The organism is Methylobacterium ajmalii (genome assembly GCF_036448855.1).
Lineage (GTDB): Bacteria > Pseudomonadota > Alphaproteobacteria > Rhizobiales > Beijerinckiaceae > Methylobacterium > Methylobacterium ajmalii.
The window spans coordinates 1-15491 of the sequence record NZ_JAZFXT010000032.1 but is presented as its reverse complement, the minus strand read 5'-3'; the positions used below and the strand labels follow the sequence as shown (position 1 = coordinate 15491).

Here is a 15491-nt window from a genome sequence, read left to right as displayed (position 1 = left end):
TCTTCTTGTAGCGCTCCTCCATCTCGCGCACCGCCCATTTGAGGGCGATGACCGCCTTCTTGGGGTCGGTGACGACGGGAGAGAGCAGGTGCGGGATGCCGTCGTAGACCGACAGCTCCAGCATCTTGGGGTCGACCATGATCAGGCGGCACTCCTCCGGCTTCAGCCGGTAGAGCAGCGACAGGATCATGGTATTGATGGCGACCGACTTGCCCGAGCCGGTGGTGCCGGCGACCAGCAGGTGGGGCATGCGGGCGAGGTCGGCGATGATCGCCTCGCCGCCGATGTTCTTGCCCAGACACAGCGCGAGCTTCTGCTTGGTCTCGGTGAAGACCGGCGAGGTCAGGAGCTCGCGCAGGTACACGGTCTCGCGCTTGAGGTTCGGCAATTCGATGCCGATGGCGTTGCGGCCCTGCACGACCGCGACGCGGGCCGAGATCGCCGACATCGAGCGGGCGATGTCGTCGGCGAGCGAGATGACGCGGCTCGACTTGGTGCCGGGCGCCGGCTCCATCTCGTAGAGCGTCACCACCGGGCCCGGACGCACGGCGAGAATTTCCCCGCGCACGCCGAAATCCTGGATCACCTGCTGCAGCTGGAGGGCGTTGTCCTCCAGCATCTCGGGATCGAGGTTGCTGCCGTCCGATTCCCGCGGCTCGGCCAGGAGGTCGACCGAGGGAAGCTCGTAGGGCACCTCGAAACGCGCGGCCTGGCGCAGCGGGATGGTGGCGACCGGCGCCAGGATGTCGTCCTCGTCCTCCCCGTCGTCGTCGGCATCGAGGCCGAGATCGACGGCGAGCCCGGTTGTGCCGATCACGAGGCCCTGCGGCTCGGACGGGGCGGGCGACCACGCGGATGCCGCGGCGGCGTACGGCTCGGCGTACGGGTTGAAGACGATGCCGTCGGACGGCGCCGGCTGCGGCGCGAAGTCCGCGGCCGTGGGCATGGCGGGCGCGGCAAACGTCTCCGGCTGCGCGAGGCCCGGCTCGGGTTGCGTCGCGATCGGCCCCTGTTGAGGCGCAACGGGCTCCTGTTGTATCGCAACGGGCAGGATGATGCGCGGCGGGCGCGGCGGCGAGGGCAGCGTCGGGGCCGGCGGCTGCGCGTTCTGGCGGCCGGTCGGCACGTAGACGAAGGGCTGCCCCACCTGGGGCGCCGCGGCCGGGGCGGGCTCCGCGGGAGCGGAGGCGACCGGCGACGGCTCGGACGGGGTCGCCGATCCCAGCGGCTGGGCATCCGCGGCGATGAACGACCACGGCACGGGCGCGAAGGAGAAGGACGTGGCGGCAAAGCCCGTCGCGGTCAGGGACGCCGGCATGAAGGCAGGCACCGCGGAGTCGATCGCCGCGAACCCGCCGACGACCGGCTCGGATGCGGAGGGCTCGTCGGCGACGACCGACGCGACCTCGACCGCGAGGGCAGGCAGGGACGGCGCGACGAATGCGGGCTCCGCAGGCGCAGGCAGGAGGATCGCGTCCGCCAGCGGCGCATAGGTGAGCGCCAGCATCGGCACGGGCGCCGGCAGCAGGATCGTGGCGGGCGGGAATGTCCCGTGAGCCTCGACGGCCTCGACGGCCGGGCCGGCATGGACCGGGGCGGACTCCTCGACCTCGGCGATGTCCCGAACCTCGGCGACACCCTCGACCTGGGCAACGTCCTGCGCCGGTACGGAATCCGGCTCGGCTGCGGGGGCGGGTATCGCGGACGCGGCGACCTCGGCCACCAAGTCGGCGACGGGCGCGGACACCGCCGTCTCCGGCACGGCGGCCTCGACCGTCTCGGGCTCCGGCTCCGGCAAGGGGCGGTTGTCCTGCTCTTCGGCGGTCGAGAGCGGGTGGGTCCAGTCGTGCTGCAGCAGGCGGTCGAGGGCGTAGACCGGGCGCGGCGGCAGGGAGCGCAGATGCGAGACGTCGACCGGCACCAGGATGGCGGCGTCGGGCACGTCGAACGTCACGGCCGGCGCGGCCGCGGCGTCCACCGGCTCGACGACAAGGCCGGGGACCGGCGGCAGCACTTCGGGCATCGCCGCGACGCTCCCGGGCGTCGGTTCGGGCAAGGGACCGAACAGGGGTGCGGGACCGAACAGGGGGGCGGGACCGAAGACGACGGGCCGGACGACCGCCGTCTCGACCTGCGCGCATTCGAACCGCGCCGGCTCGACCGAGATCGGCGCGGCGACGAAGCAGGCGGCCACCGGCGCGATGCCGGAGAGGTCCGCGACCGGCGAGGCCCCGGCGGACGGATCCAGGGCGTCGAAATCCGCGGGGGGCTCCGCGGTCGCGGCGACGATCGGCTCGGCCACCGGCACCGACTCGGACTCCGTGTCGCCGACCGCGGCCGGCGGCGCGGGCTCGGCCGGGGCGGCCTCCTCGGCGGAATGGCGCAGCAGGTGGTCGGGCGTGCGGGTGAAGCGCACGCCGGGGGGCAGCACGAAGGGCTGGCGCCAGATCGGGACCGCGGCGGCCGCCGCGGCCGCTTCCGCCTCGATCCGGGCGGCCTCCGCCTCGGCCTGCGCCGCCTCGGCAGCCGCGAGCTCGGCGGCGGCGCGGGCTTCGGCCTCGGCCTGCGCGGCACGCTGGGCCTCCTCCCTCTCGCGAACGGCTTGCTCGCGCCGGCGCTGGCGCATCTGCAGGACGTGGTCGGGCGTGCGGGTGAAGCGCACGCCGGCCTCGGGTGCGCGCTCCGTCACCGGCCGCGCGCGCGCCTCGGGCTCGGAGGACGCGTCCGGCTCGGCGTCCCGGCGGCGGGCGCGGGTCAGCACGGCGCGGGCCGGGCCCGCGGGCGGGATCGGCATGGCCCACCCGCCATCGGGAACGAGGGCCGGATCGGGCGCCCAGGTCGAGGCGCGGCGCGGGGCCGCCGGCTCGGGCGCGACCGTCACGGCCGGGGACGCCAGGCCCTCCGGCTCGTCGGGAAGGAAGGACTCGACCGGCGCTGGCGCGGCCGGCGGCACGACGGCGTCGGCGGCCCGCAGCGGAGCGGGGGACCGGGCCGGCGCCTCGGGAGACGCCGCGGGGCCGTAGCCGTGGACCTCCTGCTCGCGGACCTGTGCCGGACGGGGTGCGACGGGTCGCGGCGCCTCGGCCGGGACGGGGGCGGGCGTCGGGACCCAGGGTTCGGGAGAAAAAGCCTCGGGCGAAAAAGCTTCGATTTGCGGCGCGAAGGACGCCGCCGCCCGCGCCGGCCGGGGCGCGGGATGGGCCGGCGGGGCGAACGGGCTCTGGCTCCACGGCTCGGGCGGGGCGGCCGGAACCGGGCCGGGCTCGGGCGGCGTCGGGCGCACGAGCGCGTCGGCCATCCAGCTCGGGGTGGCGCGCCGGCTCAAGGCGTAGTCGCGCTGGGCCGGCGGGGCCGGCGGCGCGAAACGGCGGGCGAGGATCGCCCGCAGGTTCATCACGGTCTGCGCCAGGACGCCGAGCGGGCGTCCCCGGTGCTCGGGCGGGCGCAGATGGTCGCGCACCCGCTGGGGCGCACGCGGCGAGGAGTCGGAGAAGGGTGGCCGTCCCGATTGTCTCATGATGCCGATTTGAGTGTGGGCGGCCCGCGGCCGCATCGCATGGGCCCAGTTAGCCACGGCATCGTTAACGCCGGATTAGGCACGGGCCCCCGGGTACCGGGCCGCGGGCCGGCGCGTTAAGGAACGGGGGCATTTCCGGCGAGAAGGGGCTGCCCGCACGATGTTCCGATCCCTCTACCGGCACGGTTTCGCCCGGGTCGCGGCCTGCGTCGGCCGCACCCACATCGCCGACCCGGACGCCAACGCGGCCGAGATCCTGCGGCTGGCGCAACGCTGCGACGCGGACGGCACGGCGGTGGCGGTGTTTCCCGAGCTGTGCCTGTCGGGCTACGCGCTCGAGGACCTGCTGCTGCAGGAGACGCTGCGCGAACGGGTCGAGGCGGCGCTCGCCGGCCTGGTCGCGGCGAGCCGCGAGCTGATGCCTGTCCTCGTCGTCGGCGCCCCCCTGCGCCACCGCAACCGGATCTACAACACGGCCGCGGTGATCCATCGCGGCCGGCTGCTCGGGGTGGTGCCCAAGAGCTACCTGCCGAACTACCGCGAGTTCTACGAGAAGCGCCACTTCGCCCCCGGCGCCGGGGTGACCGGCGAGACGATCCGCGTCGGCGCCCTGGAGGCGCCGTTCGGCACCGACCTGCTGTTTCCGGCCGAGGACCTGCCGGGCCTCGTCCTCGGGGTCGAGGTCTGCGAGGACATGTGGATCCCGGTGCCGCCCTCGGCGCTGGCCGCCCTCGCCGGCGCCACGGTGCTGGCCAACCTCTCGGGCAGCCCGATCACCATCGGGCGGGCCGACAACCGGGCGCTGCTCTGCCGCTCGGCCTCCTCGCGCTGCCTCGCCGCCTACATCTACGCCGCGGCGGGCCCGGGCGAATCGACCACCGACCTGTCCTGGGACGGGCAGACCGCGATCTACGAGGACGGCGAGGCGATCGCCGAGGGTCCGCGCTTCCCGGCCGAACCGCAGGTGACGAGCGCCGACATCGACCTCGACCGGCTGGTCCAGGAGCGGGCCCAGATGGGCAGCTTCGACGACAACGCCCGGCAGGTCCTGGGCGCCGCGCCGGCCTTCCGCCGGGTGCCGTTCCGGGTGGCGCCGCCGGAGGCGGATCTGGGCCTGCGCCGCACGGTCGAGCGCTTCCCCTTCGTGCCGGCCGATCCCGCCCGCCTCGCCCAGGATTGCTACGAGGGCTACACGATCCAGGTCGCCGGCCTCGTCCAGCGCCTGCGGGCGATCGGCACCCGGCGGGTGGTGATCGGCATCTCGGGCGGCCTCGATTCGACCCACGCGCTGATCGTCGCCGCCCGGGCCTTCGACGAGCTCGGCCTGCCGCGCACCGACATCCTCACCTACACGATGCCGGGCTTCGCGACCTCGGACGAGACCAAGGGCAACGCGCACCGGCTGATGGCGGCGCTCGGGACCCGCGCGGCCGAGCTCGACATCCGCCCGGCCGCCCGCCAGATGCTCGCCGACATGGGCCACCCGTTCGGGCGGGGCGAGGAGGTCTACGACGTCACCTTCGAGAACGTGCAGGCAGGCCTGCGCACCGATTACCTGTTCCGGCTCGCCAACCAGCACGACGCCATCGTGATCGGCACCGGCGATTTGTCGGAGCTGGCGCTCGGCTGGTGCACCTACGGCGTCGGGGACCAGATGTCCCACTACGCGGTCAATGCCGGGGTGCCCAAGACCCTGATCCAGCACCTGATCCGCTGGGTGATCGCCTCGGGCCAGTTCGAGGCCGAGGTCGGTGCCACCCTGGACGCCATCCTCGCCACCGAGATCTCGCCCGAGCTGGTGCCGGCGCGCGAGGGCGAGACGATCCAGAGCACCGAATCGAAGATCGGTCCCTACGCGCTGCAGGACTTCACGCTGTTCTACACGCTGCGCTACGGCTACCGCCCCTCGAAGATCGCCTTCCTGGCGCTGATGGCCTGGGAGGATGCCAGCCGCGGGCCCTGGCCTCCCGGCTTCCCGGAGGCGAAGCGGGGGGCGTACGCCCTGCCGGAGATCCGGGCCTGGCTCGTGGTGTTCCTGCGCCGCTTCTTCGGCTTCAGCCAGTTCAAGCGCTCGGCCCTGCCGAACGGGCCGAAGGTGGCGGCGGGCGGCGCCCTCTCGCCCCGCGGCGACTGGCGCGCGCCTTCCGACGGCAACGCCCGGATCTGGCTCGAAGAGCTGGAGCGCAACGTCCCGCACGGCTAGATCAGAAACCCCACAGGAGTATCTAAGTTGGTCCGGCCGCGGGGCCGTGAAGAGCCCCCGCACGGGAGCCGACCGCGATGGCCGGTATCCCCACCGGGACAGACGTCCTGCCGAACGGCCCGCTCGAGAAGCGGGCCGTGCATGTCTGCGTCGACATGCAGAACCTCTTCGCCGAGGAGACCGCATGGCACACGCCCTGGATGGAGCCGGGGCCGGAGAGCGCGTTGCGGGCGCGCCGGGCCGAGACCCTGGTGATCACCGGCGGCGAGACCGACGTCTGCGTGCTGGCGAGCGTGCTCGGGGCGATCGACCGCGACTACCGCAGCGTGCTCGCCGCCGACGCGGTGTGCTCCTCGTCGGACGAGATCCACGACGCGATGATGACCCTCTACGGGCAGCGCTTTCGCCAACACCTTGATGTCGCGACCGTCGACCAGATCCTGCACAACTGGAATTTGTCCGAGTTGATGGAGCGATAAGACCGCGACCGCCCCCGCCATTCCCCTGTTTTCTGCGTTGTTTCCCGTGTCGTCCCACGGTTCCCGGCTCGCACGTTTTCGTGATTGCATCGCTCTGTGCCGGACCGCACTTGGCGGAACGGCGGAGATTGCGGTATCGCCATGCCGGAAGGCGCGACATAGTCTCGGCCCAATCGGGCCTTACCGGATGGACGCCATGGTAGCACCTGCGAGGGCAGCACCTGCGAGCGGAGGCGATCCGATGCGAAGCTACAACCTGTTCTGCCTGAAGAGTCTCGACGGCCTGGTCTGCGCGGTGCCGGAGGATTACGCCGTGCCGGCCTTCGTCACCGAGGCGCGCTGGGCCTTCGGCGGCAAGCTCGACGGCAGCACGCCCCGGCCCGTCGGCTTTGATGGCGCGGCGGCCGCGACCGCGGTGCGCTTCAACGGCTTCTACCTGTTCCAGAGCATGGGCGGCGGGCAGGGCTGAACGCGGGGTCGGGACCGGGGACTCGCGGATCGCGGCGAACATTCCTTAAAGGTCCGCGGGGCATGATCGCCCCGTACCGAAACCCGCGAGGCCGAACGGGGCTGGCCGCCATGTCCGACATGTCCGAGCTGCGCAGGGAGACCCGCCTGCGGACGTTCCTGAAGGGACGCATCATCTTCAACAACGGCAATTCCAGCATGGATTGCCTGGTCCGGGATCTCTCGGGCTCCGGGGCGCGGCTGATGCTGAGCCAGACCGCGACCCTGCCGGGCGGCTTCGACCTCCTGATCCCCGCCAAGGACCGCACCTACAAGGCGACTCTGCGCTGGCGCAAGGACGACAGCATCGGGGTGACCTTCGCCGAGGAGCCGGCCCGGGCCGCGGCGCCGGCCGCCGCGGAACCGTCGACGGCCGCGCTGCTCGCCCGCATCCAGGAGCTCGAAGCCGAGAACGCCGCCTTGCAGCGCCAGCTCAAGGAAGCCGAGGCGATGCTGCTGGAACGGACCGCGTAGGGACCTCCCGGCCCGATCGAAGCGTCGTGATCACGAAGAGGCGCGACGTGGCGCCGAGGCGCGTCGTCGGATGAGCAGGCGGCCCGCCGATCCGGCAGGGCGCCGCGTGGGCGCGCTTGCCAGGACGATCGACTCCCCGAACATGCGAAGGGCCGCCCCGTTGCCGAGGCAGCCCTTCCATTGCCGAACCGCGGTCCGACCGATCGATCAGAATTGCATCAGCAATTCCGCAGGATCATCACCGATCCCGGATAGCTCGTCGTGCGCTCAGGCCGTGAAGCCGGAGGCGACGATCCAGGTCCGGTGCGCAGACGACCGCGGCTGATGACAATGAGACACTGGATCACCTCCTTCCTGTTGTTTCCGATAGGATCAATGTAACCGTTCGGCGGCGCGGCGCAATGCGGCTCGGGCGCGGCGAAGGGTCCGCGGGCGCGCATCTTGACCCTGGCCTGCGATCGGTCATCTCCGCAGGCATGAAGAACCGTGGCTTCCTCAAGTTCGCCAGCGCCATGACGGTGATGACGCTCGGCGGCGTCGGCTACGCCGCGCACCGGCGCAACCGCAACCCCTACTACAAGGGGCCCGTGAGCGATCATTTCGACGGGGTGCGGTTCTTCTCGCCGGGACAGCCGCAGGACAAGGGCGTCGGCGAGGTCGCGCGCTGGCAGCTCGGCGGCGGGCGGGAGGTCTGGCCGGCCCGGGTCCCGAGCCCGTTCCCGCCGGACGCGCCGCCGGAGCGGGTCGAGGGGCTGAGGGTGGTCCATATCGGGCATGCCAGCCTGCTGATCCAGGTCGCGGGCCGCAACATCCTGGTCGATCCGGTCTATGCGCGGCGCGCGAGCCCGGTGGGCTTCACCGGCCCCAAGCGCGTCAACCCGCCGGGCATCGCCTTCTCGGCGCTGCCGCCGATCGATGCGGTGCTGATCACCCACAACCACTACGACCATCTCGACGGGCCGATCCTGGCCCGGCTCTGGGCCGAGCACGCCCCGACCTTCGTGGCGCCCCTCGGCAACGATGCGATCATCCGCAGCTACGACGCGACGATCCCGGTCGAGACCCGGGACTGGGGCGGATCGGTCGATCTCGGCGGCGGGATCGTGGTCCACCTGGTGCCGGCCTATCACTGGTCGGCCCGGGGCGTGAACGACCGGCGCATGGCGCTCTGGTGCGCCTTCGTTCTCACCACGCCGCGGGGCGTGCTCTATCACGTCGGCGATACCGGCTACGGCGACGGGGCGATCTTCCGTCCGGTGCGGGAGCGCTTCGGCGCGCCGCGCCTCGCCACCCTGCCGATCGGCGCCTACGAGCCGCGCTGGTTCATGCAGCCCCAGCACATGAACCCCGAGGAGGCGGTGCGGGTGTTTCGCGAGGTCGGGGCCGAGCAGGCGCTCGGCCACCACTGGGGCACGTTCCGCCTCACCAACGAGGGCCCGGGCGAGCCCGCCGAGGCGCTGGGCCGGGCGCTGGCAGCGGCGGAGATCCCGGCGGATCGGTTCCTGGCGCTGCGTCCGGGGCAGGTCTGGGGCGGGTGAGGGGAGCCCGGGCGGGCCCTGATTCACCTCTTCAGAGCTTCGAGGGGTCGAACCAGATGCAGCTGCGGGCGATAGTCGCGAAGTTGATCTCTGACTTCGCCGGCTGCGGCAGCACCTTGCCGTCCATCGCCACGGTGATCTGCTGCGAGGTGGTGCCGTCGCCGAAGGTCTGTGGCCGCGTCAGGTAGCAGTATTGCTGCTCAGGCTTCTGCTCGTCACCCTTGAAGTTCCACCCGGTCACGATCGTGCCGTCGAGGAACGGGACGGTCTTGAACACCGTGAAGCTGGTGCGCACCGCGGCATTGGCGGGCGCCTCCGACTTGCCCTGGTTGCCGGTGAGCGAGGACACGTCGGGCAGGCCCTTGGAGGCCGGCAGGCCGCCCTCGATCTTCAGGGTGTTGTCGGCGAGCCGGACCTCGCCGCTCGTCTTGAGGGTCGTGGTCTCGAGGGCCTGGGTCAGGGCCTTGGCGAGCGTGTCCGACGCGTTTCCGACCTCGTTCATGGTCGCGTAGCCGTAGAAGGCCGCGCCCAGCCCGGCGCCGGCCAGCCCCATGAAGGCGCCGAACCCGATCGCGCGGAACAGGAAGGCGCGGGCGTTGGAGATCCGGGCCTCCGCCCGCAGGCGCCCGTTGACGTGCTGGGCGAGCGCGACGTTCTCCGGGGTGCCCGGTGCGAGATAGCTCACGGTCTCGGTCTCTCGATACGGTCGTCGTCGCGCGAAGGCGCCGCCGGGGGCGTGCCGGCCTGCGGCACGGTGGGGGAGCGGCGCTGGTCGAGGGGGATGGCGGCACCCGAGGCCACCGCGGCCTCGCGCATCGCCCGCTGCGCGTCCTGGATCTGGGTCGCGCTCTCGGCCATCTGGTTGAGGAGAAGCGGCATGCCCTCGGCCTGCATCACCGTGTCGAGGTCGTCCTCGTCGCGGTAGGTCTTGCGGACCTGCACGGCGCAGAGCGCGAGCAGCGTCGAGGCGAAGGCGGCACAGAGCGCCGGCGCGAAGACGAAGATCCGCAGGAAGGCGTGGACCTGCTGGTCGGTGACATCGATCGGATCGGCGCCGTACACCATGGCGGTGAAGGAGTGCAGCTGCGAGCGGCGCACCGCGTCGCGGTAGGCGCCCTCGGCCTCGGTCACCCGCCGGTCGGCGGCGGCGCGGTCGAGCTGCGCCCGGGCGGCGCGGGCCTCCGCCAGGTTCTTGGCCACCACCGCGCGCTCGTCGCCGGCGCTCTTCAGGCTGCCCGCGATGGTGGCGGTGCGCGGATCGGTGACGCAGCGCATGTAGCTGTAGCGCTTGCCGCGGCTGTTGGTGCCCGACAGCCGCTCGCAGCGCTGCCCCGGCAGGCCGGCGAGCTGCGACGACGCCTCGGCCGAACGCTTCTCCAGCGCGGCGGCCTCCGCCGCGTACTGCGCCACCCGGGCATCGGCCTGGGCGATGCGGTTGTCGATCGTGCCCCGGTCGGCCTCGGCTTCCTTGAGCAGGGTGCGGGCCTTCGAGGCCTCGGCGAGGCGGGGATGGAACATCATCTCGCCGAGCTGCGACACCGACTTGGTGGTCACGCCCGCCGCCATCACGATGCCGACGATCGCCAGGCCCTTGATCAGCCAGTCGCGCTGCACCCGGATCAGGATGCCGAGGGGCACCCGGCACAGTTCGATCGCTGCGTAGACGATCGGCGCCATCAGCATGAACCAGAAGCTCTGGTCGTGGCGGTCGGCGTAGGTCTCGGCGAAGAACCAGGCGCCGGCGAGCGAGGTGCAGATCACCAGCGCCTCGACCACGTAGGCGATGCCGACGTAGCCCCAGCGGATGCGATAGCCCTTGCGGACCGCGCGGTCCTGCTTCCAGGCGTCGGACTCGTCGACCCAGGCGCGCCGCTCGCGCACGATCACCCGATCGGGAGGCTGTCGGCCCATCACAACTCCTCGCCTCGCCCCCTCGGAGGGCGGGTGCGTACACGGAATCTCAATCCTTCCCGTTATGCGGGTTTTGCGCCGAAATTGCGCCCTGGGCGAGCCGGGCATGCCGCGGCGCAGCGTCCCGATCCCGCATTACGCACCGCAAAACGCGACGGGCCGCGCTAGACTCGCGGCGTGTGGCGCCGCCGTGCGCCGATTCCCGACGCCGGATGAAGCTGGCGTCGCCAGACCGGAGCGAGGCCCGCATGTCGGACGACCGCTACCACAAGACCACGCTCGGCAACCGCCGCCTGCACCCCGAGACGCTGATGCTCGGCTACGGCTACGACCCCGCCCTGTCCGAGGGGGCGGTGAAGCCGCCGGTCTTCCTCACCTCGACCTTCGTGTTCACCTCCGCCGAGCACGGCAAGGAGTTCTTCGACTACGTCTCGGGCCGGCGCGAGCCGCCGGCCGGCGAGGCGGCGGGCCTCGTCTATTCGCGCTTCAACCATCCCAACAGCGAGATCGTCGAGGACCGCCTGGCGGTGTTCGAGGAGGCGGAGGCAGCCCTCCTGTTCTCGTCGGGCATGTCGGCCATCGCCACCGTGATCCTGGCCCATGCCCGCCCCGGGGACGTGCTGCTGCACTCCCAGCCGCTCTACGGCGGGACCGAGACGCTGATCGCCAAGACGCTGGCCGGGTTCGGCATTCGCGCCGTCGGCTTCCAGGACGGCACCGACGAGGGCAGCGTCACGGCGGCCGCCGACGCGGCGCAGGCCCTGGCGAAGGAGGGCGGCGGGCGCGTCAGCGTCGTGATGGTCGAGACGCCCTCGAACCCCCTCAACACCCTCGTCGACCTGGCGCTGGTGCGCGCCGCCGCCGACCGGATCGGCGCCGGGCAGGGGGGCCAGGCGCCCGTGGTCGTGTGCGACAACACCCTGCTCGGCCCGCTCTTCCAGCATCCCCTGCGCCTTGGTGCCGACATCTCGGTCTACTCGCTGACGAAGTATGTCGGCGGCCACTCGGACCTCATCGCCGGGGCGGCGCTCGGCTCGGCGGCCCGGATGAAGCCGGTGCGGCTGCTGCGCTCGGCGATCGGAACCCAGCTCGATCCGCATTCGTGCTGGATGCTCGGGCGCTCGCTCGAGACCCTGACGCTGCGGATGGAGAAGGCCAGCCGCAACGGCGAGATCATCGCCGAGCGCCTGCGCGCCCACCCGAAGGTGACGCGGCTCCACCACCTCGGCCATCTCGAGCCCGGCTCCGGCGCGGCGCGGGTCTACGCCGCGCAATGCGCCGCGCCCGGCTCGACCTTCTCGTTCGACGTCGCGGGCGGCGAGGCGGAGGCCTTCCGGGTGCTCAACGCGCTCCAGCTGTTCAAGCTCGCGGTGAGCCTGGGCGGCACCGAATCGCTGGCGAGCCACCCGGCCTCCACCACCCATTCGGGAGTGCCGAAGGCGGTGCGCGACCGGCTCGGCGTCACCGATGCGACCATCCGGGTCTCGATCGGCATCGAGCATCCGGAGGATCTGGCGGCCGACTTGCAGGCGGCTCTCGCCACCCTGGATTGAAAAGCACCGGGCGCGGCCCGTTTTGGCTTGCCCCGGCGGGGGCCCTCCGCATGATGGCGCCGCCCCGGCCGCGCCTCGTCGGCGGGCCCCCCTCCCGCGAACCGAGAAGGCCCCGCCGCTCCCGATGACCGAGCACGCCGCGTCCGGCTCCTACAAGGAAGTCATCCTGTTCCTGGTCACCGCCGGGATCGTGGTGCCGCTGTTCCACCGCCTGCGCGTCAGCCCGGTTCTCGGCTTCATCGGCGCGGGCGCGCTCCTCGGGCCGTCCGGCCTCGGACGGCTCACCGAGACGGTGCCGTGGCTAGGCGTGGTGACGATCTCGAACCGCACCGAGATCGCGCATCTCGCCGAGCTCGGCGTGGTGTTCCTGATGTTCATGATCGGGGTCGAGCTGTCCTGGGAGCGCCTGCGCATCCTGCGCCGCCTCGTCTTCGGCCTCGGTTCGCTGCAGGTCGCGGTGTCGGGCCTCCTCGTCGCGGCGGTGCTGATGGCGCTCGAGGTCCCGCCCACCGCCGCGATCCTGGTCGGGCTGGCGCTCGCGCTCTCCTCCACCGCCATCGTGCTGCCGGTGCTGGCCGAGCAGAAGCGCCTCAACACGCCGGCCGGCCGGGCGAGCTTCGCGGTGCTGCTGTTCCAGGACCTCGCCGTCGCGCCGGTGCTGTTCGCCATCGCGGTGCTCGGCCGCAAGGACGGCGACGCGGTGACGGGGCTCGCCATCGCGCTCGGCCAGGCCGTGGTGGCGCTGGCACTCCTCGTCGGCGTCGGGCGGCTGGGCCTGCGCCCGCTGTTCCAGCTCGTCGCCCGCACCCGCAGCCCCGAATTGTTCATGGCGGCCTGCCTCCTCGTGATCGCGGCGACCGCCCTCGTCGCCGCGGCGAGCGGCCTGTCGATGACGCTCGGGGCGTTCGTCGCCGGGCTGCTGCTGGCCGAGACCGAGTACCGCCGGGCGATCGAGGCGACGATCGACCCGTTCAAGGGTCTGCTGCTCGGAGTGTTCTTCGTCTCGGTCGGCATGGGCATCGACCCGGCGGTGCTGATGAAGACGCCGCTGACCATCCTGGGATTGGCCGTCGGGCTCCTCATCCTCAAGGGCGGGGTCATCCTCGGCGTCGGCAGGGCCCTGCGCCTGCCCCGGGCGGTAGCGCTCGAATCGGCGCTGCTGCTCGGGCCCGGGGGCGAGTTCGCCTTCGTGCTCGTCGGCAGCGCGCTCGCCGCCGGCCTCGTGCCCGACGATCTCGGCCAGGCGGCCCTCGTCGTCACCACCGCCACGATGGTGATGATTCCCGGCCTCGCCGCGCTCGCCCGCCGCCTCGGCCGGCGGATCGACCGGACCGCGCTCGGCCGCGCCCGGGCCGAGCCGCCCCCGGCGGAGCGCCAGCCCGGCCGGGTGATCGTCGCGGGCTACGGCCGGGTCGGCCAGCTCGTCGCCGAGATGCTGGCCCGCCACAAGGTGCCCTACATCGCCCTCGACATGGACGCCGCCCGCGTCGCCGACCAGCGCCGGCTCGGCAACCCAGTCTATTTCGGCGATTCGGCCAATGCCGACCTGCTGCGCCGCTGCGGCATCGACACCGCCCGGGCGCTGGTCGTCACCCTCGACCAGCCACGCGCCGTCGAGGCGGTGGTGGCGGCCGCCCGGACCGAGCGGCCGGACCTGACCATCGTCGCCCGCGCCCGGGACGCCCGCCACGCGACTGCCCTCTACGAGATGGGCGTGGACGATGCCGTGCCCGAGACGATCGAGGCCTCGCTCCAGCTCTCGGAGGCCGTGCTGGTCGATGTCGGGGTGCCGATGGGTCTCGTCATCGCCTCGATCCACGAGCGCCGCGACGAGTTCCGGGCGATCCTGCGCCGCAAGGAGGCGCCGCCGGCCGCCGCCTTCCAGGCCCGTCGCACCGTGGGCAAGACCTCGTGAGCGGGCTCGGCGCCCAGCAGGAGGCGGCGCTCAAGGCGGTGTCGGACTGGCTGAAGCGCGGCAGCCCGCAGGTCTTCCGCCTGTTCGGCTTCGCCGGCACCGGCAAGACCACGCTCGCCAAGCGCCTCGCCGAGGACGTCGACGGCGGGGTGCTCTTCTGCGCCTATACCGGCAAGGCGGCGTCCGTCATGCGCGCGCGGGGCTGCCCCGACGCCTCCACCATCCACAGCCTGATCTATCGCACCCGCGAGGATACCGAGGGCGGGCCGGCCTTCACCCTCAACCGCACCGGGCCGGTGAGCAAGGCGGCCCTCGTGGTGATCGACGAATGCTCGATGGTCGACGGCGACCTCGGCAACGACCTTCTCTCCTTCGACACCCCGGTGTTGGTGCTGGGCGATCCGGCGCAGCTGCCGCCGGTGAAGGGCGGCGGCTTCTTCACCGAGGCCGAGCCCGACGTGATGCTCACGGAAGTCCACCGCCAGGCCGCCGACAACCCGATCGTGCGCCTCGCCATGACGGTGCGCGAGGGCGGGCGGCTCGAGTTCGGCACCTACGGCGACAGCCGGGTGATCCCGCGCCGCGCCATCGACCCGCAGACGGTGCTCGCCGCCGACCAGGTGCTGGTGGGCATGAACCGCACCCGGCGGCTCTACAACGGCCGCATCCGCGAGCTGATCGGCCACGTCGACCCGATGCCGGCGGTGGGCGAGAAGCTGGTCTGCCTGCGCAACGACCGCACCAAGGGCCTGCTCAACGGCTCGACCTGGACCGTCCAGGCCCTGCGCGCCGCCCCCCGCCCCGACCTCGTGCGCCTCGACGTGGTGCCGGAGGACGACCCGGCCGTGCGCCGCAAGCCCCAGGACATCCGGGTCCTGCGCTCGGTGATCGCCGGCAGCGACGAGGAGGTGCCGGCGATCCTGCGGCGCGAGACCGAGGAATTCACCTACGGCTACGCGCTCACCGTGCACAAGGCGCAGGGCTCGCAGTGGGACAAGGTGGTGCTGTTCGACGAATCCTATGCCTTCCGCGAGCACCGGGCGCGCTGGCTCTACACGGCGCTGACCCGCGCGGCGGAGGCGATCACCGTGGTGGTGTAGGGGGCAGGGGTCGTCCCGACCTTGCCCCCCCGGCCTGCCCCCGCACGCCATTCTGCACCGGCAAGGAAGAACGTGCGGTCGAGCAGCATTACAATCGCTCGACGAAAAAGCCCGCCCGGCATGAGCCGGGCGGGCTTCGTGGTTCGGATCGTGTCGAGGGAATGTATGACGTGCTTGGCAGGTCTGGCGGTGACCGACTCTCCCGTGTCTTGAGACACAGTACCATAGGCGCTGGGGCGGTTAACGGCCGAGTTCGAGATGGGATCGGGTTCTGATCACCCCGCTCTGACCACC

11 protein-coding genes and 1 rRNA gene are annotated in these 15491 nt (G+C 72.3%); 8 read left to right on the top strand and 4 right to left on the bottom strand.

The genetic code is table 11. The annotated features are described in order from the left end of the window. The coding region (locus V3T34_RS16090) for a DNA translocase FtsK (protein WP_331369232.1) at positions 1–3460 on the bottom strand (3460 nt) is incomplete at its 3' end. Positions 3461–3677: 217 nt separating this feature from the next. Between V3T34_RS16090 and V3T34_RS16085 the strand changes: the two genes are divergently transcribed. The 5 genes from V3T34_RS16085 to V3T34_RS16065 all read left to right on the top strand — a co-directional run bounded on the left by V3T34_RS16085 (position 3678) and on the right by V3T34_RS16065 (position 8718). Next, positions 3678–5720, top strand: coding sequence for an NAD(+) synthase (locus V3T34_RS16085; protein ID WP_305079677.1), 2043 nt, complete (start codon positions 3678–3680; stop codon positions 5718–5720). A 77-nt stretch (positions 5721–5797) separates the two neighbouring features. Then, positions 5798–6199, top strand: a complete 402-nt coding sequence (locus V3T34_RS16080; protein WP_305079678.1) for a cysteine hydrolase family protein — start codon at positions 5798–5800, stop codon at positions 6197–6199. Between the two features lie 241 nt (positions 6200–6440). After that, positions 6441–6668: a hypothetical protein gene (locus V3T34_RS16075; RefSeq protein WP_060846073.1), complete on the top strand. Its 228-nt coding sequence runs from the start codon at positions 6441–6443 to the stop codon at positions 6666–6668. Positions 6669–6787: 119 nt separating this feature from the next. Continuing rightward, positions 6788–7180: a PilZ domain-containing protein gene (locus tag V3T34_RS16070; protein ID WP_060849225.1), complete on the top strand. Its 393-nt coding sequence runs from the start codon at positions 6788–6790 to the stop codon at positions 7178–7180. Positions 7181–7656: 476 nt separating this feature from the next. After that, positions 7657–8718 (top strand): MBL fold metallo-hydrolase, encoded by a 1062-nt coding sequence (locus V3T34_RS16065; protein WP_331369231.1) that lies wholly within the window; start codon positions 7657–7659, stop codon positions 8716–8718. A gap of 31 nt (positions 8719–8749) precedes the next feature. On the opposite strand, the gene V3T34_RS16060 is transcribed toward V3T34_RS16065, so the two are convergent. Next, positions 8750–9403 carry a hypothetical protein gene (locus V3T34_RS16060; RefSeq protein ID WP_060846071.1) on the bottom strand — a complete coding sequence of 218 codons (654 nt, stop codon included), beginning with the start codon at positions 9401–9403 and terminating at the stop codon, positions 8750–8752. Further along, positions 9400–10629, bottom strand: a complete 1230-nt coding sequence (locus V3T34_RS16055; protein ID WP_305079680.1) for an ATPase — start codon at positions 10627–10629, stop codon at positions 9400–9402. The genes V3T34_RS16060 and V3T34_RS16055 overlap by 4 nt, the downstream gene beginning before the upstream one ends. 248 nt (positions 10630–10877) lie before the next feature. On the opposite strand from V3T34_RS16055, the gene V3T34_RS16050 reads away from it, so the two are divergent. The 3 genes from V3T34_RS16050 to V3T34_RS16040 all read left to right on the top strand — a co-directional run bounded on the left by V3T34_RS16050 (position 10878) and on the right by V3T34_RS16040 (position 15197). After that, positions 10878–12182, top strand: a complete 1305-nt coding sequence (locus V3T34_RS16050; RefSeq protein WP_305079681.1) for a cystathionine gamma-synthase family protein — start codon at positions 10878–10880, stop codon at positions 12180–12182. Positions 12183–12306: 124 nt separating this feature from the next. Next, positions 12307–14097 carry a cation:proton antiporter domain-containing protein gene (locus V3T34_RS16045; RefSeq protein ID WP_305079682.1) on the top strand — a complete coding sequence of 597 codons (1791 nt, stop codon included), beginning with the start codon at positions 12307–12309 and terminating at the stop codon, positions 14095–14097. Further along, positions 14094–15197, top strand: coding sequence for an ATP-dependent DNA helicase (locus V3T34_RS16040; protein ID WP_060846067.1), 1104 nt, complete (start codon positions 14094–14096; stop codon positions 15195–15197). Before V3T34_RS16045 ends, V3T34_RS16040 begins: the two co-directional genes overlap by 4 nt. A gap of 181 nt (positions 15198–15378) precedes the next feature. Here the strand turns inward: V3T34_RS16040 and rrf are convergent. Then, positions 15379–15491 (bottom strand): 5S ribosomal RNA (rrf, locus tag V3T34_RS16035); the annotation flags it as partial.